Source organism: Bradyrhizobium sp. CCBAU 25360 (assembly GCF_028128695.1).
Lineage (GTDB): Bacteria > Pseudomonadota > Alphaproteobacteria > Rhizobiales > Xanthobacteraceae > Bradyrhizobium > Bradyrhizobium ottawaense.
The window spans coordinates 172,805-197,420 of the sequence record NZ_LBJA01000036.1 but is presented as its reverse complement, the minus strand read 5'-3'; the positions used below and the strand labels follow the sequence as shown (position 1 = coordinate 197,420).

Annotated in this window: 29 protein-coding genes; 16 read left to right on the top strand and 13 right to left on the bottom strand. The window is 64.7% G+C overall.

Features of this window, described 5'->3' with window-relative positions; translation table 11 throughout:
- Nucleotides 1-73 precede the first annotated feature (73 nt).
- The 3 genes from XH81_RS13885 (at nt 74) to XH81_RS13875 (ending at nt 1,106) form a co-directional block, all read left to right on the top strand.
- On the top strand, nt 74-286 hold the full coding sequence (locus XH81_RS13885; protein ID WP_028144531.1) for a hypothetical protein: 213 nt from the start codon (nt 74-76) through the stop codon (nt 284-286).
- A 151-nt stretch (nt 287-437) separates the two neighbouring features.
- Nucleotides 438-665: a hypothetical protein gene (locus XH81_RS13880; RefSeq protein WP_028144530.1), complete on the top strand. Its 228-nt coding sequence runs from the start codon at nt 438-440 to the stop codon at nt 663-665.
- Between the two features lie 138 nt (nt 666-803).
- The gene (locus tag XH81_RS13875; RefSeq protein WP_018317940.1) at nt 804-1,106 is read left to right on the top strand and encodes a hypothetical protein; all 303 of its coding nucleotides are present in this window, start codon (nt 804-806) and stop codon (nt 1,104-1,106) included.
- 27 nt (nt 1,107-1,133) lie between these two features.
- Here the strand turns inward: XH81_RS13875 and XH81_RS13870 are convergent, their stop codons facing one another.
- From XH81_RS13870 to XH81_RS13860, 3 genes are all read right to left on the bottom strand, one after another.
- Complete coding sequence (locus XH81_RS13870) at nt 1,134-1,454, bottom strand: hypothetical protein (RefSeq protein ID WP_038949116.1); 321 nt, start codon at nt 1,452-1,454, stop codon at nt 1,134-1,136.
- Nucleotides 1,455-1,615: 161 nt separating this feature from the next.
- The gene (locus XH81_RS13865; protein WP_028144529.1) at nt 1,616-1,834 is read right to left on the bottom strand and encodes a hypothetical protein; all 219 of its coding nucleotides are present in this window, start codon (nt 1,832-1,834) and stop codon (nt 1,616-1,618) included.
- A 339-nt stretch (nt 1,835-2,173) separates the two neighbouring features.
- Nucleotides 2,174-2,458: a hypothetical protein gene (locus XH81_RS13860; protein WP_028144528.1), complete on the bottom strand. Its 285-nt coding sequence runs from the start codon at nt 2,456-2,458 to the stop codon at nt 2,174-2,176.
- Between the two features lie 187 nt (nt 2,459-2,645).
- On the opposite strand from XH81_RS13860, the gene XH81_RS13855 reads away from it, so the two are divergent.
- The 3 genes from XH81_RS13855 (at nt 2,646) to XH81_RS13845 (ending at nt 4,246) form a co-directional block, all read left to right on the top strand.
- Nucleotides 2,646-3,233, top strand: a complete 588-nt coding sequence (locus tag XH81_RS13855; protein ID WP_028144527.1) for a formyltransferase family protein — start codon at nt 2,646-2,648, stop codon at nt 3,231-3,233.
- A gap of 172 nt (nt 3,234-3,405) precedes the next feature.
- Nucleotides 3,406-3,756, top strand: coding sequence for a hypothetical protein (locus tag XH81_RS13850; RefSeq protein ID WP_080670293.1), 351 nt, complete (start codon nt 3,406-3,408; stop codon nt 3,754-3,756).
- The gene (locus tag XH81_RS13845; RefSeq protein WP_028144526.1) at nt 3,701-4,246 is read left to right on the top strand and encodes a hypothetical protein; all 546 of its coding nucleotides are present in this window, start codon (nt 3,701-3,703) and stop codon (nt 4,244-4,246) included. Before XH81_RS13850 ends, XH81_RS13845 begins: the two co-directional genes overlap by 56 nt.
- 52 nt (nt 4,247-4,298) lie before the next feature.
- Here XH81_RS13845 and XH81_RS13840 read toward each other — a convergent pair whose 3' ends face one another.
- A complete protein-coding gene (locus tag XH81_RS13840; protein ID WP_028144525.1) occupies nt 4,299-4,697 on the bottom strand; it encodes a RidA family protein in 399 nt (132 codons plus the stop codon).
- A gap of 166 nt (nt 4,698-4,863) precedes the next feature.
- On the opposite strand from XH81_RS13840, the gene XH81_RS13835 reads away from it, so the two are divergent.
- Nucleotides 4,864-5,739 (top strand): DMT family transporter, encoded by an 876-nt coding sequence (locus XH81_RS13835; protein ID WP_028144524.1) that lies wholly within the window; start codon nt 4,864-4,866, stop codon nt 5,737-5,739.
- Between the two features lie 201 nt (nt 5,740-5,940).
- Nucleotides 5,941-7,374: a caspase family protein gene (locus XH81_RS13830; protein WP_028144523.1), complete on the top strand. Its 1,434-nt coding sequence runs from the start codon at nt 5,941-5,943 to the stop codon at nt 7,372-7,374.
- Nucleotides 7,375-7,546: 172 nt separating this feature from the next.
- Here XH81_RS13830 and XH81_RS13825 read toward each other — a convergent pair whose 3' ends face one another.
- Nucleotides 7,547-7,789 (bottom strand): BrnA antitoxin family protein, encoded by a 243-nt coding sequence (locus XH81_RS13825; protein WP_028144522.1) that lies wholly within the window; start codon nt 7,787-7,789, stop codon nt 7,547-7,549.
- Nucleotides 7,790-7,792: 3 nt separating this feature from the next.
- Nucleotides 7,793-8,770 (bottom strand): cysteine synthase A, encoded by a 978-nt coding sequence (cysK, locus tag XH81_RS13820; protein WP_028144521.1) that lies wholly within the window; start codon nt 8,768-8,770, stop codon nt 7,793-7,795.
- Nucleotides 8,771-8,992: 222 nt separating this feature from the next.
- Between cysK and XH81_RS13815 the strand changes: the two genes are divergently transcribed.
- Entirely contained in the window at nt 8,993-9,211 is a 219-nt protein-coding gene (locus XH81_RS13815; protein ID WP_028144520.1) for a hypothetical protein, read from the top strand.
- A gap of 15 nt (nt 9,212-9,226) precedes the next feature.
- On the opposite strand, the gene tgt is transcribed toward XH81_RS13815, so the two are convergent.
- Nucleotides 9,227-10,372, bottom strand: a complete 1,146-nt coding sequence (gene tgt / locus XH81_RS13810) for a tRNA guanosine(34) transglycosylase Tgt (RefSeq protein ID WP_028144519.1) — start codon at nt 10,370-10,372, stop codon at nt 9,227-9,229.
- A 181-nt stretch (nt 10,373-10,553) separates the two neighbouring features.
- On the opposite strand from tgt, the gene XH81_RS13805 reads away from it, so the two are divergent.
- From XH81_RS13805 to XH81_RS13790, 4 genes are all read left to right on the top strand, one after another.
- Complete coding sequence (locus XH81_RS13805; protein ID WP_028144518.1) at nt 10,554-11,762, top strand: patatin-like phospholipase family protein; 1,209 nt, start codon at nt 10,554-10,556, stop codon at nt 11,760-11,762.
- Between the two features lie 127 nt (nt 11,763-11,889).
- A complete protein-coding gene (locus tag XH81_RS13800; RefSeq protein WP_028144517.1) occupies nt 11,890-12,636 on the top strand; it encodes a TetR/AcrR family transcriptional regulator in 747 nt (248 codons plus the stop codon).
- 251 nt (nt 12,637-12,887) lie between these two features.
- The gene (locus tag XH81_RS13795; protein ID WP_028144516.1) at nt 12,888-13,490 is read left to right on the top strand and encodes a PepSY domain-containing protein; all 603 of its coding nucleotides are present in this window, start codon (nt 12,888-12,890) and stop codon (nt 13,488-13,490) included.
- A gap of 232 nt (nt 13,491-13,722) precedes the next feature.
- Nucleotides 13,723-14,760 carry an aspartate-semialdehyde dehydrogenase gene (locus XH81_RS13790; RefSeq protein ID WP_028144515.1) on the top strand — a complete coding sequence of 346 codons (1,038 nt, stop codon included), beginning with the start codon at nt 13,723-13,725 and terminating at the stop codon, nt 14,758-14,760.
- A gap of 127 nt (nt 14,761-14,887) precedes the next feature.
- On the opposite strand, the gene queA is transcribed toward XH81_RS13790, so the two are convergent.
- The 5 genes from queA to coaD all read right to left on the bottom strand — a co-directional run bounded on the left by queA (nt 14,888) and on the right by coaD (nt 18,094).
- Nucleotides 14,888-15,961 carry a tRNA preQ1(34) S-adenosylmethionine ribosyltransferase-isomerase QueA gene (queA, locus tag XH81_RS13785; protein ID WP_028144514.1) on the bottom strand — a complete coding sequence of 358 codons (1,074 nt, stop codon included), beginning with the start codon at nt 15,959-15,961 and terminating at the stop codon, nt 14,888-14,890.
- Nucleotides 15,962-16,103: 142 nt separating this feature from the next.
- The gene (locus tag XH81_RS13780; protein ID WP_028144513.1) at nt 16,104-16,568 is read right to left on the bottom strand and encodes a peptidylprolyl isomerase; all 465 of its coding nucleotides are present in this window, start codon (nt 16,566-16,568) and stop codon (nt 16,104-16,106) included.
- Nucleotides 16,565-16,987, bottom strand: coding sequence for a hypothetical protein (locus XH81_RS13775; RefSeq protein WP_028144512.1), 423 nt, complete (start codon nt 16,985-16,987; stop codon nt 16,565-16,567). Before XH81_RS13775 ends, XH81_RS13780 begins: the two co-directional genes overlap by 4 nt.
- Before the next feature lie 9 nt (nt 16,988-16,996).
- A complete protein-coding gene (locus XH81_RS13770) occupies nt 16,997-17,560 on the bottom strand; it encodes a peptidylprolyl isomerase (RefSeq protein WP_028144511.1) in 564 nt (187 codons plus the stop codon).
- A 36-nt stretch (nt 17,561-17,596) separates the two neighbouring features.
- Nucleotides 17,597-18,094 (bottom strand): pantetheine-phosphate adenylyltransferase, encoded by a 498-nt coding sequence (gene coaD / locus XH81_RS13765; protein ID WP_028144510.1) that lies wholly within the window; start codon nt 18,092-18,094, stop codon nt 17,597-17,599.
- Nucleotides 18,095-18,354: 260 nt separating this feature from the next.
- Between coaD and XH81_RS13760 the strand changes: the two genes are divergently transcribed.
- The 3 genes from XH81_RS13760 (at nt 18,355) to XH81_RS13750 (ending at nt 21,640) form a co-directional block, all read left to right on the top strand.
- Nucleotides 18,355-18,612 (top strand): hypothetical protein, encoded by a 258-nt coding sequence (locus tag XH81_RS13760; RefSeq protein ID WP_018317917.1) that lies wholly within the window; start codon nt 18,355-18,357, stop codon nt 18,610-18,612.
- 178 nt (nt 18,613-18,790) lie between these two features.
- The gene (locus XH81_RS13755) at nt 18,791-20,644 is read left to right on the top strand and encodes a potassium transporter Kup (RefSeq protein WP_028144509.1); all 1,854 of its coding nucleotides are present in this window, start codon (nt 18,791-18,793) and stop codon (nt 20,642-20,644) included.
- A 36-nt stretch (nt 20,645-20,680) separates the two neighbouring features.
- Nucleotides 20,681-21,640: a phosphotransferase family protein gene (locus XH81_RS13750; protein ID WP_271596252.1), complete on the top strand. Its 960-nt coding sequence runs from the start codon at nt 20,681-20,683 to the stop codon at nt 21,638-21,640.
- Between the two features lie 9 nt (nt 21,641-21,649).
- Here the strand turns inward: XH81_RS13750 and gyrA are convergent, their stop codons facing one another.
- Nucleotides 21,650-24,388, bottom strand: a complete 2,739-nt coding sequence (gene gyrA / locus XH81_RS13745) for a DNA gyrase subunit A (protein ID WP_028144507.1) — start codon at nt 24,386-24,388, stop codon at nt 21,650-21,652.
- Between the last annotated feature and the right edge of the window lie 228 nt (nt 24,389-24,616).

Genomic DNA, 24,616 nt, shown 5'->3' with positions numbered 1-24,616 from the left:
GGCGTCAAGGCGACTGGAACTGCTCGGGGCCACGATTAGGAACACATCGGGGCCATCCCGCATTCGAAAGGCGATGACAGACCCTCCCGGAGAATCCGATGCACGCGCGGGAATGCACCGCGGCATCCGCTATTCCCTGAGGCCGAACGCCGCGCCGGGCTATTGGCAATACGCCTATGCGATCGGCGCCAGGGTCCGCTCCGGACGGGTGCAAGGCAGGCTGCGGCAGCTCGCGGTCAGGCGGGTGCAGATGCGCATCGACCGGGACATGCGAAGCGACAGCTGATCCGGCTGCGAGGTCGCGCCGATCTCGCATGGCCCGCGACGGCGGCCGGGCGTGGCTAACGCCCGTTAACCGGATTTCCCTGCCCTGGTTTACGCCACTGCAAATGCCCATGACTACCGTGGGTCGAGGTCAACAAAAAGCATTCCGTCAAATGGCCAACAGCATCTGGACGATCGAAGAATTCACCTGTGCGGGTTGCGGCATGAACTACACCGCGACCAGGGAAGAGCACAGCGAGGCCCACACCGGCAGCTTCAAATGCAGCATCTGCAGCGGCGTGGTGCACGCCTGGTCCGGCAAGCACCATTTTTTCGGCTGGCAGGCGGTGAAGACACGGCCGCCCGTGTTCGGCAGGCGCTGGGCCGACGTCGAGTGGTAGGCAGTCAACGGCGCTGTGATTGCGCCGCGCCGGTCATCCTGGACGGACCGGGATCGGCCGAATTGCACCGGAACCGTTTGGACTCCGTTCACCGATCGCCGCTAGATCAGGACGGATCCTCCGCGCCGAACAGCAGACATGGCCGATCTCAACGCCGTCCTTACCAGGCTCAACGACCGCCTGCTCCGCCTCGAGGGCGAGCTGTTCGTGCTGCGCTCGCTGGCGCGCGCGACGCTGACGGCGGGCGACGACCATGCGGCGCGGATGCGCAAGCTGGTCGAAGCCGCAAAGATCGCGCTCGACGACGAGGCCAAGCGCCCCCTCGACAAGCCGACACGCAAATATGTCGATGCAGCCACCGCGCTGGTGGAGGAATTGCTGGTCGAGCCGACCCCGGCTCGGCCGCTGTTCACGGTGATCGACGGCGGCCGGCGCGACTGAGCGCGCCCGCCTCAGCTCGGCGATCGATTACCGCCCGTACATGCCGGGCGCGCGTGCGCCGTTCGGAAAGCACTGTCCGCGCGAATAGTTGTAATCGTAGCCGTGCGGACAGAGGCCGCCGCCGCGTTGGCGTCCGTAGTATTCGTGCGGCCCGGGATTCCGCGTGTAGACACCCGGCGCATGATAATCGTTGGGGTAGCAGCGGCCGTTCGAGTGGTTGAAATCATAGCCGTCCGGGCATCGTCCGCCCGGAGCAGCCCTGAACTGAACTTGCTCCACCATGGGCTCCGGCGATGCCGCAGGCACGGTTGCAAAGGCAAGCAGGCCGGCCAGCGCAAGCTCGATCATGACGTCTCCTCCAAATCACGGGGACAAGCCTAGCAGGATTCGTGTCCCACGAAACAACCCGGGGATTGAGACATGGCCGGCCTGAACCATGCATGAACCGGCCTCCGGCTGCGACGATGCGTCGTCCCCACGCCACGCGAGAGCCCGCCTCGCCGCCCCCGCTAGACCGGGCTGGAATTTTCCGCCTTGAGCCGGCTGAGGCCGGCCTCGATGATCGCGATCTCCTCGTCGATCTGGCCGATCGGCAGGCTGAAATCATAGCCGGACCTGCTCTTCAGATCGACCGCGAGCCGCTGCCTGTGCATCATCAGCTCGTCGAGCCCGCGCCGGTTCTTCAGCCGCACATAGCTGTCGACGATCTGCTCAATTGCGCTCGGCATGAAATCTGTCCCGGCGAAAAAGGCCCGCGCGGCGCACAAAGGCCGGCGGGACATTTTCGGTGTCGCGGTACGCAATACAAATCCGCGACGGATTCGTCGATACGCCAGGCTGGTTGAGATCGTGTTACCATTCGATGATTTCGTGATGGGTGGCACGAAAAGGCCGCTGGCGAATACGCCAGCGGCCAAAGCCGGGTTCGAAAACGGATGCGGGTTGAAATGTCGCCAGCCCCGGTGGGCGCATGTCTAGCAGCCGGCCGCGAATACCTCTGTTAAAAACCAAACACAGGAACCGGTTTTATCGCCTCCTTGCCGGCCTGTCGTGGCCGCGCGGCAACGCTAGTCCGTGACGCAGAAATAGGTGCGCGGATATCTGCGATAGGCGCCGTAGCGATAATACGGCCGGTAGGCATAGCCGCGATAGAGCGCCGGCGGCTCCTCACCGTAATAGGCACCGTGATAGAAGTTGGTGACCGTCCCTCCGGCGCAACGATAGGCGTCCCAGGTCGGCCCCATGAACGGCGCGACCCCGGTCTCCGGCGGCACGGCCGGGTACGGCCCGCCGGCATGAGCCGGAGGGGCTACGATCAGTGTCGCGAAAAGGAAAAGCCAGGCGCCTCGCATGCACTCGCTCCCGAGCCGTGCAATGCAGGTATGGAGCACTGGAACGGCCGCCTGCGCAATCGCGAAATGCGTCGCGTCCCGCGCCGGCACATTGTTGATAACCGGCGCAAACGCTGCGCGGGTGGTGACAGGGCGTCCGGACGTGTTATCGGGGGATGACGCAGTTGCGAGACCGGATCGGACACCCATGCGCATTACCCTCGTCGGCTCCCGCCATTTCGGCGTGACCACCCTGAACATGCTCCGGGAGCACGGCGTCTCGGTCGTCCGGGTCGTCGTCGCCGATGCCGAGGATCGGCTCGCCGCGACCGCCAAGGCGGCCGGTATCGACGTCGCGGTCCAGGCCAATCCGAAGCTGGTGGTGGCCTCCGAGATTGCCCCCGATACCGACCTGATCATCACGGCGCACAGCCACGCCCGGATCGGCAAGGACGCGCTCGCCGCCGCCAAGTTCGGCGGGATCGGCTATCACCCCTCGCTGCTGCCACGCCATCGCGGCAAGGCCGCCGTGGAATGGACCATCAAGGAAGGCGATCCGATTGCCGGCGGCACGATCTATCATCTCGCCGACCGCATGGACGCCGGCGCCATCGCCGCCCAGGACTGGTGCTTCGTCAGGAAGGGCGAGACCGCCCGCGAACTCTGGGAGCGCGCGCTCGCTCCGCTCGGCCTCAAATTGCTGGCCGACGTGATCGATTATGCCAAGGTCCACAAGGCGCTGCCGTCCAAGACTCAGGACGAGCAGTTCGCGACTTCTGCACCGAGTCTGTCCTGACGTTTACCCTTAACGTGAGGGGGCCTTGATTCCGCTTAGAAAATCGGAACCGGGAACGCAAATAAACCATTGTTTCCACAGGAACAATTTTCGATTTGGCATTGCAACAAATTTCCGTCACATTTCGTCCGAATAAGCGTCAGCATATCAGACAAATTCAAGGACGGAATTCATGCGTTTTGGTCGCATCGCGGCGTTCTGTGCCGCTTCAGTTTTGACCGGCACCCTCGCCGCTCCCGCCCTCGCCCAGAGCCCCTATGACGGCAACTGGCAGGTCGTCATCGTCACCAAGAGCGGCACCTGCGAGCCGACCGCAAGCTCCATGCTGACAGTTGCCGACGGCAGGATCACCGCGCCCGGCGCTAACGTTTCCGGCACCATCGGTAGCGGGGGACTTGTGAAAGTTTCGATCAATGGTGCATATGCCAACGGTCAACTCAACGGCAACGCCGGATCGGGGAAGTGGAATGGAGCATCTGCAGGCATACCGTGCAGCGGGCGGTGGGAAGCATCGCGCCAGTAAACCAAGTGTGGCTCGCGCCCGGAAGCGGCGGCTGCTGATCGCGGCCGCCGTTTTGTTTGCGGCAGGGATCGCCAACTCTGAAAGCAAGGCCCAGTCCGGCCCGTTCGCCCCGATGGCGGGAAGCTGGAGCGGCGGCGGCGTCGTCACGCTGGACGACGGCTCGACCGAGCGGATCCGCTGCCGGGCCAAATACGCCCCGATCGGCCCGACCATGGAGATGTCGCTGACCTGTGCCAGCGATGCCTACAAGTTCAACCTCGGAGCCAATGTCAGGGCCGAGGGCAGCGCCATCACCGGCAGCTGGTCCGAGGCCAGCCGCAACATCTCCGGCTCGCTCCAGGGCCGCGGCGGCGGCGGGAACTTCGAAGTGGTCGCCTCCGCGGCCGGCTTCAATGCCAACATCGCGCTGAAGACGAGCGGCAACAAGCAGAACGTCTCGATCCGCGCGGACAGCCAGTTCCGCGGCGCCAATATCTCGCTGTCGAAGTAAGACTGTAGAGTGACACGGCAATCGATCCGGCGCCCGCGCCGGATCGATTTTTTTATGCGTTCGGCACGAACGCCGTGACCTCGATCTCGACCTTGGCCCGCTCGTCCACGAGGCCGCCGATATAGAGCAGCGTCGAGGGCGGGAAATTGCGGCCGAGCGTCTCCTTCCAGGCTGCGCCGATACCCACGCCCGCGGCCTCGTATTCGCTGCGGCTGGTCAGATACCAGGTCAGGCGGACGATGTGCTCGGGGCCGGCACCGGCCTCGGCCAGAAGCTTGATGATCCGCTTCAGCGCGGCTCCGACCTGCACCGCCATGTCGGGCGCGTAGCTACCCGTCTCGTCGCCGCCGGTCTGGCCGGCCAGAACCACCCAGCGACCAGGGCCCTCCGCCACAACGCCGTGAGAGAAGCCGCGCGGTTTTTTCCATTCGGCCGGCTGCAAGATCTGCATGAGCGGAGTTCTCCCATTTTTTGTCGTTGTTCGTTGATGCCTTAGCACGTCGCCCTGCATCGCTGCATCCGCAGATTTGGCCGTTGCAAACGGTGGCGATGTCGTCGATACCGGCCGTCCTTTCACATTCCAACCTCCAACACCCTGCCCCCCAAACCCCTGCCCAATGAGCGCGACACCGTCCAAAACGATGGCTGCATTGTGGATGGCCGGCTGGCTGTCGCTGATGCTGGTCATGGCGGTTGCCGGGCGCGAGACCACGCGTGAGCTCAACGTCTTCCAGATCATGGAAGTGCGTTCGGTGATCGGTCTCACGCTGCTCCTGCCGCTCATCTACCGCGCCGGCGGCTTCAAGGCGGTCGCGACCAAACGCCTGCCGCAGCACCTTGCACGCAATGGGGTCCATTATTTCGCGCAGCTCGGCTGGTTCTACGCACTGACGCTGATCGGAATCGGCCAGGTCGTGGCGATCGAGTTCACCATGCCGATCTGGACTGCGGTGCTGGCCGCAACGTTCCTGTCTGAACGCATAACGGTCTGGAAGATCGCCGCCGTCGTGCTCGGCATCGTCGGCGTCGTCATGATCGTGCGGCCCGCCACCGGGGAGATCAATCCCGGCCAGCTGATCGCGCTCGGAGCCGCAATCGGCTTCAGCGTATCCATGATTCTGGCGAAATCGCTGACCCGAACCGAGAGCGCATTATCGATCCTGTTCTGGATGATCATCGTGCAGATGGTCGTGGGCCTGCTGCCGACGCTCTATGTGTGGACCTGGCCGTCAGCCTACCTTTGGGGATGGCTCTTCGTCATCGGTGTCTGCGGCACTTTCTCGCACTATTGCCTTGCCAGCGCGCTCCGATATGCCGACGCAACGATCGTGGTTCCCATGGACTTCCTCCGGGTTCCACTGACGGCGACGGTCGGCTGGCTGCTGTATTCCGAGCGGCTTGACGCCTGGACCGTGCTCGGTGCTGTGCTGATCCTGTGCGGCAATCTCCTGAATTTGAAGCCGGTCTCAGCGATTCCCGCCCGCGCGGGGTGAACCTCGCGCTGCCTCGCGCGACAAAACAAAGTGGCCGTGTGATTTGGATCACGTTGGGAAACATTCCCATCGTGCACATTCGGCCACACAGCAGCGGGTTGCATGCAACGGACCGCCGTTTCGGTGGCGCGAAGTCGGGCACTTCGTGTAGGTTCGTTGCCAATTCGTTGCTGCCTGCAATTCGATTCTGGGGATTTCAGAATGCGCTACCTCACCCTCCTCGCTTCGCTGATGTGCATGGCGCTGTCGGTCAGTGCCGCGAAGGCCGACCGCCGCGTCGCCTTCGTCGTCGGCAACGGCTCCTACAAGAACGTCGCACAATTGCCGAACCCGCCGATCGATGCCAAGGCGATGGCGTCGACGCTGCGCAATGTCGGCTTCGAGGTGATCGAAGGCTCCAATCTCAGCCGCGACCAGATGACGGAGAAGCTGCTCGACTTCGGGCGCAAGGCGCAGGGCTCCGACATCGCGCTGTTCTATTATGCCGGCCACGGCATCGCCGTCAGCGGCACCAATTACCTGCTGCCCGTCGACGCCGACATCAAGTCGGAGATGGACGTCAAGCTGGGCGCCGCCATCAACATCGACCTGACGCTCGAGCAGACCATGGGCGATGCCAAGGTCAAGCTCGTGTTCCTCGATGCCTGCCGCGACAATCCGTTCGCCGCCAAGATCAAGTCGAACTCCGCGACGCGCAGCGTCAACGTGCAGAGCGGTCTTGCCGAGATGAAATCCGGCGAAGGCACTCTCATCGCGTTCGCCACCGGTCCCGGCCAGACCGCGCTCGACGGTCAGGAGGGCAACAACAGCCCGTTCACCCGTGCGCTGATCGACAACATCACCAAGCCCGGCATCGAGATCCAGCAGGCGATGACGTCGGTGCGCGCCCAGGTCAATGAAGAGACCCGCAAGGGTCAGCTGCCCTGGGGCCACACCAACCTGACCGGCTCGGTCTATCTCAACCAGGCTCCGACAACCCAGGTCGCCAACGCGGCGCCGACGGCTTCTGGCATCGTGCCGGCGGCGGGCGGCAGCTCGGACGGCGTCGAGCTCGAATATTGGCGCTCGGTGAAAGAGTCCAACAAGCCGGAAGAGCTCAACGCCTATCTCGCCGCCTATCCCAACGGTCAGTTCAAGGCGCTGGCGCTGGCACGCCTTGCGGCCATCAAGAGCGGTCCCTCGACCGCGACGCGCACCCTCAACGCCGGCGTCGATCCTGCGACCTTCACCGACGAGGCCACCCAGCTCACCGAGGATCAGATCGGCCTCGACAAGACCCAGCGCCGCGACGTGCAGCGTCGTCTCACCGGGCTCGGCTTCGATACCAAGCAGACCGGCGTTTTCAGCGATGAGACCCGGACCGTGCTCAAGCGCTGGCAGGCCGCGCGCGGCTATCCCTCATCGGGTTACCTCAATAAGCACCAGCACAAGGCCCTGATCTCGGAGGTCCAGGCCGCCCCGCCGACCGCGAGCGACACCAGCCAGAAGGCGGCCCGCCGTGCCGCCGCGCCCGCAGGCAGCAGCGCACCGGCACCGGCACCGGCTCCCCAGCGCAGCAATCCCGGCGATGCCGCCGGCGCGGCGTTCGTGGGTGGCGTCGTCGGTGGCATGATGGGTGGCATGTTCCGCCGCTGAGATGCGGTGAGGTTGAAAACACAAAAGCCCGGCTCGCGCCGGGCTTTTTCTGTTGTGCGACGGTGTCGCAGCATGCTCCTCATTGCGAGGAGCTCTTGCGACGAAGCAATCCAGAATCTCTCTGCGGATACATTTCTGGATTGCTTCGCTGCGCTTGCAATGACGAGGTTGGCTACTTCCCCGCAGCCTTGCGCAGCGCCTCGTTGATGCGGTCCTGCCAGCCGGGGCCGCCCTCCTGGAAGAACTCCAGCACGTCCTGATCGATGCGTAGCGTCACCTGCTCCTTGATCCCCGGTGCCACGTTCGGCTTCGGCGGCGCCGCGGCGACCTTGGCCGTCACCTTCTTGAACGCCGCCTCGGCCTCTGTCCTGGCATCGCCGAGTGTGCGCGGCCGCCTCGGTGGTTGATCCGCCATGTCCTAGATTCCCTCAAACAGCGCTGTCGAAAGATACCGCTCGGAGAAGGACGGCACGATCGCCAGGATGGTCTTTCCCGCCGCTTCCGGCCGCTTGCCGATCTGGAGCGCGGCCGCGATCGCCGCGCCCGAGGAGATGCCGCCCGGAATCCCCTCGTGCCGCGCCAGCGCGCGCGAGGTCTCGATCGCCGTCGTCGAGTTGATCTTCACGATCTCGTCGATCACGGCGCGATCGAGGATGTCAGGGACGAAGCCTGCGCCGATGCCCTGGATCTTGTGCGGCGTATGCTGTCCGCCCGACAGCACCGGGCTTTCCTCCGGCTCGACCGCGACGACGCGCAGTGAGGCCTTGCGTGGCTTGAGCACCTGGCCGACGCCGGTGATCGTGCCGCCGGTGCCAACGCCGGCCACGAAGAAATCGATATTGCCGCCGGTGTCGTTCCAGATTTCCTCTGCGGTGGTGCGACGGTGCACCTCGGGATTGGCGAGATTCTTGAACTGCTGCGGCATCACCGAGTTCGGCGTCGTCTTCAACAGCTCCTCGGCGGCGGCGATCGCGCCCTTCATGCCCTGCGCCGCGGGCGTCAGCACCAGCTCGGCACCGAGAAATGCCAGCATCTTGCGCCGCTCGATCGACATCGATTCCGGCATCACCAGCTTGAGCCGGTAGCCGCGCGAAGCCGCCACGAAGGCGAGCGCAATGCCGGTATTGCCGGAGGTCGGCTCGATCAGCACGGTGTCGGGCTTGACGATGCCCGCCTTCTCCATCGCGATGATCATGGCCGCGCCGATGCGGTCCTTCACGCTTGCGGCCGGATTGAAATATTCAAGTTTTGCCAAAATGGTCGCGTTCACGCCGTGCATGCCGGGCAGCCGGCGCAAGCGCACAGTCGGTGTATTCCCGAAGGCCTCGACAATCGAGTCATAGATCCGGCCGCGGCCGGATTGGTGCGCTGCACCCGTGTTGGACGATGCGTCCATGATGAACTCCCTGTGACCACATTTGCGCTTCGTACGCGGCTCATGCGCAGTTACGGATAGCCTGCGACGACACGCAAGCGACAATTGCGGCACATGTTAAATACGCTGCATCGCAAAATCGCGTGAGCTTTAATTAGCAGAAAACCAACGCATTTGTGTTGCGACCTCGTCAACTGATTCTGCTTATGTTAGACTTAGGTCTCAAAGCAGGGAGGTCACACGATGTCAGCAGTTGCTGAAGTGATGCCGACCGTAGCGCTAAGGCGTGATCCGCGTTGCAGCGAATTGCCGACCTGTCCCGTCTGCGCCGATTCCATGGTCGCCGCCGAAGCATCCGCCTACATCTCGGACCACGTCATCAGCTATCTCTGGACCTGCGACAATTGCGGCTACGGCTTCGTCACCAAGCACGCCGTCAAGCAGCGGATCGTGTGCAATTGAGCTTGGACCGTTGACCTAGCGCGGGGCGATATCGCCCCTCGCCCAGTCCGCGCGCGTACGCTGGTAGAACTCGTCGAACCTTCCCTGCGCGATCGCGTCCCTGATGCCCTGCATCAGGAACTGGTAGTAAGCGATATTGATTTCGGACAGCAGCATCGCGCCCAGCGTCTCGCCCGCCTTGACGAGATGGTGCAGATAGGCGCGCGCGCAGTTGCGCGCCGACGGCCATGAGCTCTCCTCATCCAGCGGACGCGGATCGTCGGCGTGGCGCGCATTGCGCAAATTCACCTGGCCGAACCGCGTGAAGGCGACACCGTGCCGGCCATTGCGCGTCGGCATCACGCAATCGAACATGTCGATGCCGCGCTTGACGGCTTCGAGGATGTCGTCGGGCGTCCCGACGCCCATCAGATAGCGCGGGCGCTCTTTCGGCAGCAATGGTGCGGTCTCGTCGATCATCGCCAGCATCACCGCCTGCGGCTCGCCGACGGCAAGGCCGCCGATTGCATAGCCGTGGAAACCGGTCGCGACGAGACCTCGCGCGCTCTCGTGGCGAAGCTGCGGGATGTCGCCGCCCTGCACGATGCCGAACAGCATATAGCCGTCGGGGGCGCTCTCGAAGGCGCGCTTGCTTCGCTCGGCCCAGCGCAGCGACAATTGCATCGCGCGCTCGATGTCGGCGCGCTCGGCCGGCAGCCGCACGCATTCGTCCATCTGCATGGCGATATCGGAGCCGAGCAAGCGCTGCACCTCGATCGAGCGCTCCGGCGACAGCTCGACCTTGGCACCGTCGATATGCGAGCGGAAGGTGACGGCGTTCTCGGTGACCTTTCGCAAGTCCGACAGCGACATCACCTGGAAACCGCCGGAATCCGTCAGCATCGGCCCGTTCCAGCCGGTGAACCGCTGCAGGCCGCCGAGGCCGGCGATCCGCTCGGCGCTCGGACGCAGCATCAGGTGATAGGTGTTGCCGAGCACGATGTCGGCGCCGGCATCGCGCACCTCGCGCCAGTGCATGCCCTTCATGGCGCCGGCGGTGCCGACCGGCATGAAGGCGGGCGTGCGCACCACGCCATGAGGCGTGGTCAGGCGCCCGGTCCGCGCGGCGCCATCAGTGCCGAGCAATTCAAAGTGATTGGGAAGATCATGGTCCGGATTCATGGCCGTGCTTATTGCGTGTCGGAGAAGGCCGATCAACCCGCCACGCGGCAGCCGGCGGGTGCTTCAGACTGGGACACGGTGGATTTTAGCGCCACCGCCCTTGTTAAACAAAACGATACAGTGTAGTTTTATCCTGGGGGGCTGGACGAGAATGCCGCGGCAAATCTGCCGGCGGCGGTAAATGCGTGATCGCCAGCCACCGACAATGCCCTTCGCTTCCTGTTCGACTGATGTCGCCGGCCGCCCGCATGACTGGATCAGGCAGACAGGCGGCCGCCTGGCCGGATTTCTGCTCCTGGCGTGCAGCCTGGTGCTCGGCGCCTGTACCTCGCTGCCCCGCACGCCTTATACGGCCGCAGAAGCCAGCACCTCGCGCGTGCTCGAGATCGACGGCCTCAGGCGCTACGCCGACGAGCCCATCACGAAATTCAGCTTCGAGAAGGACACCAGCACCGCGACGAAGTCCTATCTGGCGCTCTCCGGCGGCGGCGCCGACGGCGCCTACGGCGTCGGCGTGCTCAACGGCTGGACCGCGGCCAGAACCCGCCCCACCTTCTCCGTCGTCTCGGGCGTGAGCACGGGCGGCCTGATCGCGCCGTTTGCGTTTCTGGGCTCGCAATACGACGACACGCTGAAGGAGGTCTATACCAGCGGCATCGCCGAGACCCTGTTGAATGATCCCAGCATCATGCGCGTGCTGTTCGGATCCGGCCTGTTCGGCAACACGAGGCTGCGCGAGCTCGTCGCCCGCTATGTCGGGCCGGAGATCATGGCGCAAGTCGCGCGCGAGAATGCCAAGGGCCGGAAGCTTCTGGTGGTGACGACCGATCTCGATACCCAGCGCACCGCGATCTGGGACATGGGCAAGATCGCCGCGGTCGGCACACCCGAGGCGCTCAAACTGTTTCGCGACGTGATGGCGGCCTCCGCCAGCATTCCCCTGGTGTTTCCGCCGATCATGATCGACGCCGAGGGCCAGGGCCGCAAGTTTCAGGAGATGCATGTCGACGGCGGCGTGACCGCCCCGGTGTTGACGCTGCCGGAAGCCCTGCTGTTCCAGGGCAGCCGCCTGCCCGGCAATGCGAAGATGGACATCTACATCCTCGTCAACAAGAAGATCGAACGTAATTTCGAGCTGGTCTCCAACGGCACCATCGATGTCGCCTCGCGCAGCCTGTCGGCGATCACCCAGTCGCAGACACGCTCGATCATCTTCTCGACCTATGATTTCGCCAAGCGCAACCGCCTCGGCTTCCACCTCTCCTACATCGCGCGCGAGTATCCGGCGCCGCCGTCGGAAGGCTTCGACACCGGCTATATGCGGGCGCTCTATCAATACGGTTATGACAAGGCCGCTGCCGGTCAGGCCTGGGGCTCGACGGTGCCGTGAGACGGAACGAGGCCCTGCCGAAACCGTTGACGATGCGGCCAATCCGGCCAGATTCGCGATGACGCCTCCGCTCCTGCGCGATATAGAGCGAATGACGACTGTCAGAAACGCGCAGGAATCACTGGGCATGGGATTGACTGCGACCAGGACGAGACCGGCAGGGCCGCGGCGCGAAGTGCCGAAATCCCGCGGCGGCCGGCCGACGAAAACCGCCGCCATCGAGCGCGACCTGCGGCTGATCGAGGTCGCCACCCGCCTGTTCCTGGACCGCGGCTTCGACGCCACCTCGCTGGACGCGGTCGCGGAAGCGGCCCGGGTCAGCAAGCCCACCGTCTATTCCCGCTACGGCGACAAGCGCGGCCTGTTTGCCGCCGTGCTGAGACGCGAGATCGCGCGCTGGCTTGCCCCATTGTCGGCCGCCGCCGAGACGCAGCTCTCCAGCGCCTCCGACATCTCGGTCGAGCAGCGGCTGGTCGAGATCGGGCGCGAGATGCTGACATTCACCTGCGGACCCGACGCTGTCGCCTTCAGCCGTATGATGACGTCACAGGCCATCAACTTCCCCGACGTTGCCAAGCTCGGCAAGGAGGAAGGCTGGATGAAAGCCGTCGCCACCACGGCACGTTTCTTCGACCGTCTGGTGGCGCAAGGCGCGCTCGACATCGAGGACACCACAATTGCCGCCGAGGTGTTTCTCGACGTGGTCGTCGGTCACACCCACCGCATGGCGACGTTCGGGACTGCGCTCGAATTGAAGGCGGCCGAAAAGCGGATGCGCACCGCCATCAAGCTGTTCCTCGCCGGGGCGCTAGGACCTGCCGACCGCGTCCAAAGCACCACCAAAGCCTCGTCGCGGCGACGCCCCCCGCGCTGACAATTCCGTGAGATTGCGCGCTTTCCCCATGGGAAACCGCCCGCGCCGTTGACCAAAATAAAACGATACGGTATGGTTTAGTTATAAGCGATACGGACCGCTTTTTTCACCAGCCCCAAAAGTGGCCCGTACCGCTGAGATCGCCGTGCCGGGTACAGCCCGGTGCGGCGCTCCGCGGCCGGCCGATGCCCAAGGCCGGCCGCGAATTCTTTACGATCATCCGGCACACTCGCTGGCCGAGGGTTTCGAGCATGACGACAGCCAAACGATGGACCTCGCGATTGCTTGTGATCGCCTTGCCTGCGCTGCTCATCGTCGCGCCTGCGCGGGCGATCGTGACCGCGGGTACGCCGACCGCCCTTCACAGCGACACAGATGGTGATGCCGAGGCCGACCGCCAAGCCGTCAGCCGTGAGATCGAGCGTTTCCGCAGCTCGTCGATCTCGATCAGCCAGGCCATGTCGATCGCCGAAGCCCGGCACGCCGGCGCCACCACGGCGGATGTGAGTTTCGACGGGGCCGCCCGCGTGCCGGTGTATCGGGTGAAGACCCTGCACAACGACCGGATCTGGCGCCACACCATCAATGCCACGACCGGCGAGCTCGTCGGCGGCGAAGCCGCCCTCCCCCTCACTGAGCTCGACCATGAGGATCGCGACAACCTCGCAGCGCTCGGTGCGATCAGGCACCGCCTCGCCGATGCCGTGCGCGTCGCCGAACGCGCCGCCTCGGGCAAGGCGATCAGCGGCGGGCTGGTGCGCGAACGTGGCCGGCTGAACTTTTCGATCGTCGTCGTCAGCGGCGACGACCTCAAGGAGGTCACCCTCGAGCCGCCGGGCGCCAGGGCGAAATAGCGGGAGTCCGGCCCCGGGCATCGACCGGGGTGAAAAGCCATTGACGGGCGCAAAACTCTCCCGCATAAGTCGCCACCATGTTCACGACCACCAAACGCACGACCAAAACCACCACGGCCTCAGGGGCCCGGGGAGGCGTGCGCGCGTAGTCGTCGACTAAAACGCATCAGCTCTACGGCAAGCCCCGCCCTCGTTGGTCCGGGGCTTTTTTGTTGTCTCATTCGCAAATTCAATGGAGGACAAAGTGAGTAACGATCCCGTCGTCGCGATTGTCGGCGTCACCGGTGCGGTGGGCGCCGAATTCATCGCCACCATGGACAAGCGCGGCTTTCGCGTCGGCAAGCTCAAGGCGCTGGCCAGTGCCCGCTCGGCCGGCAAGACGGTGTCGTTCCGCGGCCAGCCGGTCGTGATCGAGGAGCTCAATGAGCGCTCCTTCGAAGGCGTCGATATCGCCCTGTTCTCCGCCGGCGGCGGCATCTCCAAGAAGTATGCGCCGATCGCGGTGAAGTCCGGCGCGGTCGTGGTCGACAATTCCTCCGCCTTCCGCATGGACCCGAACGTGCCGCTGGTGATCCCCGAGATCAACGCGAACCGCATCCGCGACCACAAGGGCATCATTGCCAACCCGAACTGCGCGGCGATCACCGCACTGGTGCCGCTGTGGCCGATCCACCAGAAGAACCGCATCAAGCGCGTGATCATCTCGACCTACCAGGCCGCTTCCGGCGCCGGCGCGGCCGCGATGGAGGAGCTGGTCGAATCCACCCGCGCCAATCTCAACGGGCAGGTCTATACGCCGAAGGTGATGCCGCACCCCTACGCCTTCAATCTCTTCAACCACAACACCGCCGTCGACCCTGACACCGGCTACAACGACGAAGAGACCAAGGTCATCAAGGAGACCCGCAAGATCTTCGAGGACGAGACCATCGCGATCGGCGTCACCTGCGTGCGCGTGCCGGTGCTCCGCGCCCATTGCGAGGCCATCACCTTCGAATGCGAGAAGGAGATCACCGAGGACCAGGTCCGCGCCATCATGGCCCGGGCGCCCGGCGTGAAGGTCGTCGACGATCGCGCCAAGAACTACTTCCCGATGCCGATCGATGCCTCGGGCCAGGACGACGTCCTGGTCGGCCGCATCCGCAAGGATCTCAGCGATCCCTCCGGGCATTCGATCTCGATGTTCGTGGCGGCGGATCAGTTGCTCAAGGGCGCAGCGTTGAATGCGGTTCAGATCGCGGAGCTGTTGCCGCAGCGGGTGATGGCGTAACCGGCGCCGTAGGAACAGGTATCGTAGGGTGGGCAAAGGCGCGCAAGCGCCGTGCCCACCACTCTTACCCCCCTATTCAAGAAAGACGTGGGCACGCTTCGCTTTGCCCACCCTGCAGCGCCGGCGCTTAGCCGCGCGACCTGAAGAGCAAGCACGCATCGCCATACGAATAAAACCGGTACCCGCTCGCAATCGCATGAGCGTACGCCGCCTTCATCGTCTCCAGCCCCGCAAACGCCGACACCAGCATGAACAGCGTCGACTTCGGCAAATGGAAATTCGTCATCAAAATATCGACCGCGCGGAAGCGATAGCCGGGCGTGATGAAGATCGAGGTCTCGGCCGCGAAGGGCTGGATGGTGCCGTCTTCGCGCGCTGCGCTCTCGAGCAAGCGCAATGACGTGGTGCCGACGGCGATGATGCGGCCACCATTTTTCCGCGCGCTATTGAGCCGTTCCGCCGTCTCGGCCGAGATCGTGCCCCACTCGGCATGCATCTTGTGGCCTTCGGTGTCCTCTACCTTCACCGGCAGGAACGTCCCTGCCCCGACATGCAGCGTGACCTGGTTGATGTCGACGCCACGCGCGCGCAGCGCCTGCTCCAGCGCCGGGGTGAAATGCAATCCAGCGGTCGGCGCGGCGACCGCGCCTTCGTTCACGGCGAACATGGTCTGGTAGTCGGCGAGGTCCTGATCGTCGGGCGTGCGCTTGGAGGCGATGTAGGGCGGCAGCGGCGGGCTGCCGAGCTCGGCGATGGCCTGATCCAGCGCCGGGCCGTGGAACGAGAACGACAGCGTCACCTCGCCCTCGAGGCCCTTGGCCTCGACCTCGGCATCGAGATGGCCGAGCAGGCAGACCTTGCCTTCATTGCCGAAGCGGATGCGGTCGCCAGCTGTGAGCTTCTTCGCAGGCTTCACCAGCGCCTGCCAGCGCGAGCCGTCGAGCCGCTTGATCAGCGTCGCCTCGATCTTCGGCTCGGTCTCGCGGCCGATGCGGCGGCCCTTCAATTGCGCCGCGATCACCTTGGTGTCGTTGACGACGAGTTGGTCGCCCGGCTTCAGCCATTGTGCGAGGTCGCCGATGGTCTGGTCGCGCAGCGCGCCATTCTCCACGACCAGCATCTTCGCGGAGTCGCGCGGGCTCGCCGGGCGCAACGCGATGCGCTCGGCGGGCAGGTCGAAATCGAACAGATCGGTGCGCATGTGGTGCCGGGCGCGACGGAGCCAGACCCTCATGGTGAGGAGGCGCGTAGCGCCGTCCCGAACCATGAAGGCCGAACTGCAGCAGGGTGGCCTTCATCCTTCGAGACGCGCGTTCCGCGCTCCTCAGGATGAGGGGCGACGCTTACTCAGCGTCCGCGGCCATCCGCGCCTTGACGATCTTGTCGGGGTTCTGCACCGGCTCGCCGCGCTTGATCTTGTCGACGTTCTCCATGCCTTCGGTGACCTTGCCCCACACCGTGTACTGGTTGTCGAGGAAGCGGGCGTCGTCGAAGCAGATGAAGAACTGGCTATCGCCGGAATCCGGGCTCGCGGCGCGCGCCATCGAGGTGGTGCCGCGCACATGCGGCTCCTTGTTGAACTCGGCCTTCAGCTTCTTGCCCGAGCCGCCGGTGCCGGTGCCCTGCGGGCAGCCGGTCTGCGCCATGAAGCCGTCGATCACGCGGTGGAACACGATGCCGTCGTAGAAGCCCTCCCGGACCAGTTCCTTGATGCGCGCGACATGGCCGGGCGCGAGGTCGGGCCGCATCTCGATGGTGACCGGGCCCTGGGTGGTCTCGAGGATCAGGGTGTTTTCGGTGGCGCTCATGCTCGTCTCTCTTGAGTTGGAGGTGAAGTCTTGTCAGGCGTTTTGCGGCTGCGGAACTGGATCGCGAATGGACGTCCCGCGGCGGCGCCGGCCATTGCCTCGGTAAATGGCATCGGCGTGCAGCGTTGCAACGCCTCCATCACCGCGATCCGGTATTGCAGCCGGTCATTGTCGGAGGCCTCCGCGGATTCATAGGAGATCCTCGGATGGCCCAGAATGTCGCCGGACCGGTTAAAGCTCACGACGACGGTGATGTCGAGTGGGCGGGCCTTGGCGGCCGGCGGCGGCTTCCAGCAGGTGCGCAGATGCCTGAAGATATCCTGGATGGTATTGACCTGCCTATCCTCGGCGGCCGCACTGGACACGCCGAGCAACAGCACCACAGCAACCAGCAGGAGCTTGTCGCCACAGCGCGCCATCGCCGTCTCCTATTTGATGTCGGAGGCGACCTGCACCTTCACCATCTTGTCGGGATCGGTCACGGCGCCGCCGGCCGAGCCGGGAGGAGCCTTCTTCAGCTTGTCGACGACGTCCATGCCCTGCACGACCTCGCCGATCACGGTGTACTGGTTATCGAGGCTGCCGCCGTCGGCGAACATGATGAAGAACTGCGAGTTGGCGCTGTCGACGCTGTCGCCGCGCCGGGCCATGCCGACGATGCCGCGGGCAAAATGCACCTTGGAGAATTCCTGCTTCAGGTTCGGATATTTCGAGCCGCCGGTGCCGTTGAAGTTCTGCCCGTCGCCGGTCTGCGCCATGAAGCCGTCCATGACGCGATGGAACGGCACGTTGTTGTAATAGCCCTCGCGCGCGAGCTGCTTGATGCGCTCGGCATGCTGGGGCGCGATATCGGTGCGCAGCTTGATGACGATGCGGCCCTTGGTGGTGTCGATGACGATGGCGTTGGCCTTGTCGAGGTTGGCCGGCAATTGCTGCGCCACCGCCGGCACCGCGAACAGAAGCGCGGCAAGAACTGCGAGAATTCGGATCATGACAACTCCGGATCAGAGAGAAAAGGAAGCGCGCCGTTATGCGGCGAATTTTGCCTTGAGCTGGGCCACGACCTGCGGCGGGACGAAGGCCGAGACGTCCCCGCCCATGCCGGCGATCTGCCGCACCAAAGTGGCGGTGATCGGGCGAACCATGGGAGAGGCCGGCAGGAAGACCGTGTGCACCTCCGGCGCCATCGCTTCGTTCATGCCGGCGAGCTGCATCTCGTAGTCGAGATCGCTGCCGTCACGCAGGCCCCGAATCATGATCGTCGCACCGTGCTTGCGCGCCGCCGTGACCGACAAATCGTCAAACGTCACAGCTTCGAGCACGCAACCAGCCTTGGCGGCCAGCGGCCCGCAGACGTCATGGAGCATCTGCAGCCGCTCCTCGGTCGAGAACAGCGGCTTCTTGCCGGGATGGACCCCGATCGCGACTACGAGCCGGTCGCACAGGGAAACGCTGTGCCGGACCACGTCCAGATGGCCGTTGGTGATGGGGTCGAAGGAACCGGGATAGAAGGCAATGCGCGGCATGGCCCCCTCCTACCGCGCCCGGCCCGGCCCGGCAAGCCGGGCCGGTTCCCCAGCCGTTTCCGGCGAAATATCCCGCCGGCCGTGTCGGCGATGGCCGGTTTGTTTCGTCCTGAGAGCGACCACGAAACAAAGCGGCGCGGACACGAAACCATTTCCCGTGCCGGCGAAGACGTCCGGAAACTGGCCATGGTTACTAATCCGGCCAACGAATGACGGGCCGCACACTGGGCGTAGGCGGCCGCATCACAGGGGACTGTCAAATGATCAAGGCTCTTTCAGCGATCGCTCTGTCTGCGTGTGTCGCCGCCGCCCTTACCCTCCTGCCCGGTTTTGCCCCGAGCGTCGAGGCCAGCGTGCCGCAGCCGCTGGCCAAGAGCGACCGGCTCGATATCCGCGCCATCGGCAAGGACTGCTCGCAGCAGGCCTGGCCGAATTTCGAGGCCTCCTGCCTGCGCAAGGCCGGCACCAAGGCGAATGTCCGCGAGGCTCGCCTCGTGACCGCCAACCGCACCCCGTAGGCTGGCCTGTCAGCTTCACGTCACATAATCCCGATGGAGTTTTGCGACGTCTCGTCGCAGACTGGTTTGCTCGCGCCCGCCGGAATGGCCCGTCGGGCGCGATCCCATCGGGGGGTTGCCATTGTCCAGTACGCCCGCTGTCGCTTCCGGCCACCATCCTGATCCGCTACCGCTTGCCATGACCATGGGCGCCCTCGGGGTGGTCTATGGCGATATCGGTACCAGCCCGCTCTATGCCCTGAAGGAAGCCGCCAAGGCGGCTGCCCATGGCGGCACACTCAGTCACGATGCTGTCCTGGGGATTGCCTCGCTGATCCTCTGGGCCCTGCTGCTGATCATCTCGCTGAAATATGCGCTGCTGATCCTTCGCGCGGACAATCGCGGCGAAGGCGGCATCGTGGCGCTGCTGGCGCTGCTCCATGCCCGCCACGCCCAGCCGGGCACATGGCGCGCCCACCTCCTGGTGGTCGGGCTCGTCGGCGCGGCGCTGCTCTATGGCGACGGCGCGATCACGCCGGCCATCTCGGTGCTCTCAGCCATCGAGGGCCTCAAGGTCGACGCCCCCTCGCTTGCGCCGGCCGTGGTGCCCGTGACGGTCGCCATCCTGATCGGCCTGTTCATGATGCAGAAGCAGGGCACCGGCTTCATCGGCCGCATCTTCGGGCCGGTGATGCTGGCCTGGTTCGTCGTGCTCGCGGCGCTCGGCATCCACGGCATCGTCAAGGCGCCGGCGGTGCTGGTGGCGCTCAGCCCGCTCTACGCCTTCGACTTCCTGATTCACCAGGATTTCCACATCTCGTTCGGAATTCTCGGCGCGGCCTTTCTCGCGGTGACCGGCGGCGAGGCCATGTATGCCGACATGGGGCATTTCGGCCGCCTGCCGATCCGCCTCGCCTGGTTCGCCATCTGCCTGCCCGCGCTGGTGCTGAACTATTTCGGCCAGGCCGCGCTCTTGATCACCGATCCCGCGATGATCGAGAACCCCTTCTTCCAGCTCTGCCCCGACGCCCTGCACTATCTGCTGGTCGCATTCTCGACGGTCGCGACCGTGATCGCCTCGCAGGCGATCATCTCCGGCGTGTTCTCGCTGACCCAGCAGTCGATCCAGCTCGGCTTCCTGCCGCGCATGCTGATCCGTCACACCACGAGCGACGCGATCGGCCAGATCTACGTGCCCCTGGTGAACTGGCTGCTTGCGGCTGCGACGCTCGGGGCGGTCCTGAGCTTCGGCACGTCGGACGCGCTTGCCGGCGCCTACGGCATCGCGGTGTCGCTGCTGATGGCGATCACGACGCTGCTCGCCGCGCTGGTCGCGATCCAGTGGGGCTATTCGCCCTGGCTGGTGGTGGCCGTGAACGGCGCCTTCTTCGTCATCGACGTGATCTTCTTCTCGGCCAACTCGATCAAGCTGTTCGAGGGCGGCTGGTTTCCGCTGCTGCTCGCCGGCCTCGTCGCCTTCCTGATGCTGACCTGGCGCGCCGGCGTGAAGCTGGTCGAGGCCGCGAGGGGCCGGCTCCGGCAGCCCGAGGAAGATCTGATCGAGACCGCCGTGAACAAGTGCAGCGCAAGGCTGCCCGGCACCGCCGTGTTCCTGGCCTCCGCGCCGCGCGGCGTGCCGCTCGCGCTCACCCAGTTCGTCAGGCACAACCGCGTGCTGCACGAACGCGTGCTGCTGGTCACCGTGCTGATCGAGGAGCTGCCGCACATCGCGGACGAAGAACGCGGCGAGGTGATCGAGATCATTCCCGGCATCACCCGCGTGATCCTGCATTACGGCTTCATGCAGAACCCGACGATCTATGAAGGCTTGAATCTCGTCTGCCGCCAGAGCAAGCTCCCCGGCATCGACCTCTCCGACATCACCTATTATGTCGGCCGCGAGACCATCATTCCCAGCGAGGACATTCCGGGCATGTGGGTCTGGCGCGAAGGCGTGTTCGCCTTCCTCCAGCGCAACGCCGAACGCTCGGCCGCGTTCTTCGGCGTGCCGACCAAGCAGGTGGTGGAGTTCGGCACGGAGCTGGAGATTTAACCGCCGCTCCGCGGACCTAACCGAAAGCGAGCACCAATGCCCAGCGATGCGCCGTTGCAGCTGAAACCCCGGCTGAAGGTCTCGGTCGATCAGGCGCAATCAATCGTGCGCCAAATCTTTCCACACGCGTCGGTGAACGGCGTCACCGAGTTGCATGGCGGGGAGATCAGCACCGTCATCGAGATCGCATTGGCGGATGCAGCAACGTGCATCCTCAAGGTCTATCCTGAATCGCTGCAGTGGAAGATGGCGAAGGAGGTCTACGTGCTGGGTCTCCTGCGAAACCTTGCCCCGGCCATTCCAAAAATCCTGCTCGCCGATGACACGCGATCGGCAATCGAGCTGAACTATGTGCTCATGACCAAGTTGGAGGGCGTCGTGCTTGGCCGACGCGAGGCAACGCTGTCGGAGACCGAGCTGTTTGCGATCTACGCCGGGATGGGCGCGACGCTGCGCCGAATCAACGACGTCACGCTCGACAGCTTCGGCTATATCGGCCCCAAGGGGGTCTGGACGGCCCATCCGAGCAACCAGGCCTACATGTCGGCGCAGTTCGACCGAAAGCTCAGGGAGTTTTTCACACGCGGCGGCGATCCAGCTTTAGCCGCGCGTCTTCGCGACAGCGTCACGGCACGACAGCATCTGTTCGAGGCAGCAATCACCCCTCGACTGTGCCACTACGATTTCCATGCCGGCAATGTGCTGGTGACGTCGCAGGGGGCACCACGCCTGACGGGCATCGTCGACTTCGAGAACGCGACATCGGGCGATCCGTTGATGGATATCGCGAAGGCGCTGTACTATTTCACGCCGAAGGATGCGCCAAAGCGCGACGGATTGCTCGCCGGCTGTGGTCAGATGGGACGCCCCGACTGGCAGGAGACGCTCGATCTCTATCGGCTGTACTGCACGCTGGAGCTCTGGTGCTGGATGGCACAGATCGGCAAGCGAGAGGCGCTTGCCGATCTCACGAGCGAGCTTGCGAACGGCGTGTAGAACGGGGCATCACGCCCCGTTCCCGTTCTCACCGTTCCCGCTCTCCGCCTCTTCCGTGATGTGCTCGACCGAGACGACATGCTCGTCCTCGGCGGTGTCGAACACGATCACGCCCTGGGTCGAGCGGCCGGCGATGCGGATGCCTTCGACCGGGCAGCGGATCAGCTGGCCCTTGTCGGTGACCAGCATGATCTGATCGGCATCCTCCACCGGGAAGGACGCGACCAGATTGCCGTTGCGGTTGTTGACGCTCATGGCGACGATGCCTTTGCCGCCGCGGCCGGTGGTGCGGTACTCGTAGGACAATGTCCGCTTGCCATAGCCGTTGACGGAGACGGTCAGCACGACCTGCTCCTGCGCCGACATCTCGGCGTATCGCTCCTGCGCGAGCTGGAAGCTGCCGGAGGTCTCCTCGGCCTCGGCGTCCACGGCGGCGTCTTCGGCCGCAGCTTCGCCGGCGACGGCGCGGCGCATCTTCAGGTAGGCCGAACGCTCGTCCGAGGTAGTCTCGACATGGCGCAGGATCGCCAGCGAGATCACCTTGTCGCCTTCGCCGAGCGCGATTCCGCGCACGCCCATCGAGGTGCGCCCGGTGAACACGCGCACATCGGGGACCGGGAAGCGGATGCACTGGCCGCCGGCGGCGGTCAGCAGCACGTCGTCGCGCTCGGTACAGATCTGCACGTCGACGATCGACTCGCCGTCGTCGAGCTTCATGGCGATGATGCCGGAGCGGCGGACGTCGACGAAGTCCGACAGCTTGTTGCGCCGGACATTGCCGCCCGTGGTGGCGAACATCACGTCGAGGTTGCCCCAGGTGGATTCGTCCTCCGGCAGCGGCATGATGGTGGTGATGCGCTCGCCCTGCTCCAGCGGCAGGATGTTGATCAGCGCCTTGCCGCGCGCGTTCGGCGCGGCCATCGGCAGACGCCAGACCTTCTCCTTGTAGACCTGGCCACGCGAGGAGAAGAACAGCACCGGCGTGTGCGTGGAGGCCACGAACAGGCGGCTAACGAAATCCTCGTCGCGGGTCTGCATGCCGGCGCGGCCCTTGCCGCCGCGGCGCTGCGCCCGGTAGGCCGACAGCGGCACGCGCTTGACGTAGCCGGCATGGGACACCGTGACGACCATGTCCTCGCGCTGGATCAGGTCCTCGTCCTCGACCTCGCCTTCCTGCTCGATGATGACGGTGCGCCGCGGTGTGGCGAACTCGGCCTTCACCTCGGCAAGCTCGGTCTTGATGATGCCCAGCACGCGCTCGCGCGAGCGCAGGATGTCGAGATAATCGGCGATCTCGCCGGCGAGCTTGTCGAGCTCGTCGCGGATTTCGTCGCGGCCGAGTGCGGTGAGGCGCTGCAGGCGCAGATCGAGAATGGCCCTGGCCTGCTCCATCGACAGCCGGATCGTGCCGTCCGCGCTGATGCGGTGACGGGGATCGTCGATCAGGGTCAGCATGTCCTCGACATCCCGGGCCGGCCAGTCGCGCGACATCAGGGTGTCGCGCGCGGTGGTCGGGTCCGGCGAGGTCCGGATCACGCGGATCATCTCGTCGATATTGGCCACCGCGATCGCGAGACCAACCAAAATATGGGCGCGATCGCGCGCCTTGGCGAGCAGGTACTTGGTGCGACGCGTGACGACCCGCTCACGGAAGTCGACGAAGATCGCGAGCAGGTCCTTCAGATGCATGATCCGAGGACGGCCGCTGTCGAGCGCCACCATGTTGACGCCGAAGCTGGTTTGCAGCGGCGTGAAACGGTACAGCTGGTTCAGCACCACATCCGGCACGGCGTCGCGTTTCAATTCGATGACGACGCGGTAACCGTCGCGGTCCGATTCATCGCGGAGGTCACCGATGCCCTCGATCTTCTTTTCCTTGACCAGCTCGGCGATGCGCTCGACCATCGTCGCCTTGTTCACCTGGTAGGGGATCTCGGTGATGATGATCGCCTCGCGCTCCTTGCGGATGGTCTCGATCGCGACCTTGCCGCGCATGACGACCGAGCCGCGGCCGAGGTGATAGGCCGCACGGATGCCCGCGCGTCCGAGAATGACGCCGCCGGTCGGGAAATCCGGTCCCGGCACGATGTTGATGAGCTCGTCGATGGTGAGCGCGGGGTTGTCGATCAGCGCGACGCAGGCGTCGATGACCTCGCCGAGATTGTGCGGCGGGATATTGGTGGCCATGCCGACCGCAATGCCGCCGGCGCCGTTGACGAGAAGGTTCGGGAACTTGGCCGGCAAGACCGACGGTTCGGTCTCGTTGTTGTCGTAGTTCGGCTGGAAATCGACGGTGTCCTTGTCGATGTCGGCCAGCAGGGCCAGCGCGGCCTTGGTCAGGCGCGCTTCGGTGTAACGATAGGCGGCCGGGGGATCGCCGTCGACCGAGCCGAAATTGCCCTGGCCGTCGATCAGCGGCACCCGCATCGAGAAGTCCTGCGCCATGCGGACCATGGCGTCGTAGATCGACTGGTCGCCGTGCGGGTGGTACTTACCGATGACGTCACCGACCACGCGGGCGGATTTGACGTACTTCTTGTCGGGCGTGTGCCCCTGCTCGTTCATCGAGAACAGGATGCGGCGGTGCACCGGCTTCAGACCGTCCCGGGCATCAGGCAGCGCCCGCGCCACGATCACGCTCATGGCGTAGTCGAGATAGGACTTCTTCATCTCCTCGAAGATGGAGACGGGGCGAATATCCGAGGGTTGCGCCGGCTGGTCGCCGGGCTTGTCGTCGTCGTCAGCCAAGGGGAAATCCGGTGAGGTTTTAGCTGGGAATCATATAGCGCATCGAGACCCTGATAACCACCCTCGCAGGCTTCAGGGAAGCGCTTTTTCCGCTTATTTTTCCAACAACTTACGGCCTTACGGAGAGCGTCTCGGAGGGACCCGGAACAGGCCTTCCGAAATCACCTCCGGGACCTCGTCAATCGCGCGGCCGGCGCGCGCCATCGACGCGATTGCTCTGGCGCAATC

Excerpts from the sequence above, each read along its gene's own strand:
- XH81_RS13885 (WP_028144531.1), top strand. The coding sequence starts at position 74 with ATGACAGACCCTCCCGGAGAATCCGATGCACGCGCGGGAATGCACCGC.
- XH81_RS13880 (WP_028144530.1), top strand. The coding sequence starts at position 438 with ATGGCCAACAGCATCTGGACGATCGAAGAATTCACCTGTGCGGGTTGC.
- XH81_RS13875 (WP_018317940.1), top strand. The coding sequence starts at position 804 with ATGGCCGATCTCAACGCCGTCCTTACCAGGCTCAACGACCGCCTGCTC.
- XH81_RS13870 (WP_038949116.1), bottom strand. The coding sequence starts at position 1,454 with ATGATCGAGCTTGCGCTGGCCGGCCTGCTTGCCTTTGCAACCGTGCCT.
- XH81_RS13865 (WP_028144529.1), bottom strand. The coding sequence starts at position 1,834 with ATGCCGAGCGCAATTGAGCAGATCGTCGACAGCTATGTGCGGCTGAAG.
- XH81_RS13860 (WP_028144528.1), bottom strand. The coding sequence starts at position 2,458 with ATGCGAGGCGCCTGGCTTTTCCTTTTCGCGACACTGATCGTAGCCCCT.
- XH81_RS13855 (WP_028144527.1), top strand. The coding sequence starts at position 2,646 with ATGCGCATTACCCTCGTCGGCTCCCGCCATTTCGGCGTGACCACCCTG.
- XH81_RS13850 (WP_080670293.1), top strand. The coding sequence starts at position 3,406 with ATGCGTTTTGGTCGCATCGCGGCGTTCTGTGCCGCTTCAGTTTTGACC.
- XH81_RS13845 (WP_028144526.1), top strand. The coding sequence starts at position 3,701 with ATGGAGCATCTGCAGGCATACCGTGCAGCGGGCGGTGGGAAGCATCGC.
- XH81_RS13840 (WP_028144525.1), bottom strand. The coding sequence starts at position 4,697 with ATGCAGATCTTGCAGCCGGCCGAATGGAAAAAACCGCGCGGCTTCTCT.
- XH81_RS13835 (WP_028144524.1), top strand. The coding sequence starts at position 4,864 with ATGAGCGCGACACCGTCCAAAACGATGGCTGCATTGTGGATGGCCGGC.
- XH81_RS13830 (WP_028144523.1), top strand. The coding sequence starts at position 5,941 with ATGCGCTACCTCACCCTCCTCGCTTCGCTGATGTGCATGGCGCTGTCG.
- XH81_RS13825 (WP_028144522.1), bottom strand. The coding sequence starts at position 7,789 with ATGGCGGATCAACCACCGAGGCGGCCGCGCACACTCGGCGATGCCAGG.
- cysK (WP_028144521.1), bottom strand. The coding sequence starts at position 8,770 with ATGGACGCATCGTCCAACACGGGTGCAGCGCACCAATCCGGCCGCGGC.
- XH81_RS13815 (WP_028144520.1), top strand. The coding sequence starts at position 8,993 with ATGTCAGCAGTTGCTGAAGTGATGCCGACCGTAGCGCTAAGGCGTGAT.
- tgt (WP_028144519.1), bottom strand. The coding sequence starts at position 10,372 with ATGAATCCGGACCATGATCTTCCCAATCACTTTGAATTGCTCGGCACT.
- XH81_RS13805 (WP_028144518.1), top strand. The coding sequence starts at position 10,554 with ATGCGTGATCGCCAGCCACCGACAATGCCCTTCGCTTCCTGTTCGACT.
- XH81_RS13800 (WP_028144517.1), top strand. The coding sequence starts at position 11,890 with ATGGGATTGACTGCGACCAGGACGAGACCGGCAGGGCCGCGGCGCGAA.
- XH81_RS13795 (WP_028144516.1), top strand. The coding sequence starts at position 12,888 with ATGACGACAGCCAAACGATGGACCTCGCGATTGCTTGTGATCGCCTTG.
- XH81_RS13790 (WP_028144515.1), top strand. The coding sequence starts at position 13,723 with ATGGAGGACAAAGTGAGTAACGATCCCGTCGTCGCGATTGTCGGCGTC.
- queA (WP_028144514.1), bottom strand. The coding sequence starts at position 15,961 with ATGCGCACCGATCTGTTCGATTTCGACCTGCCCGCCGAGCGCATCGCG.
- XH81_RS13780 (WP_028144513.1), bottom strand. The coding sequence starts at position 16,568 with ATGAGCGCCACCGAAAACACCCTGATCCTCGAGACCACCCAGGGCCCG.
- XH81_RS13775 (WP_028144512.1), bottom strand. The coding sequence starts at position 16,987 with ATGGCGCGCTGTGGCGACAAGCTCCTGCTGGTTGCTGTGGTGCTGTTG.
- XH81_RS13770 (WP_028144511.1), bottom strand. The coding sequence starts at position 17,560 with ATGATCCGAATTCTCGCAGTTCTTGCCGCGCTTCTGTTCGCGGTGCCG.
- coaD (WP_028144510.1), bottom strand. The coding sequence starts at position 18,094 with ATGCCGCGCATTGCCTTCTATCCCGGTTCCTTCGACCCCATCACCAAC.
- XH81_RS13760 (WP_018317917.1), top strand. The coding sequence starts at position 18,355 with ATGATCAAGGCTCTTTCAGCGATCGCTCTGTCTGCGTGTGTCGCCGCC.
- XH81_RS13755 (WP_028144509.1), top strand. The coding sequence starts at position 18,791 with ATGACCATGGGCGCCCTCGGGGTGGTCTATGGCGATATCGGTACCAGC.
- XH81_RS13750 (WP_271596252.1), top strand. The coding sequence starts at position 20,681 with ATGCCCAGCGATGCGCCGTTGCAGCTGAAACCCCGGCTGAAGGTCTCG.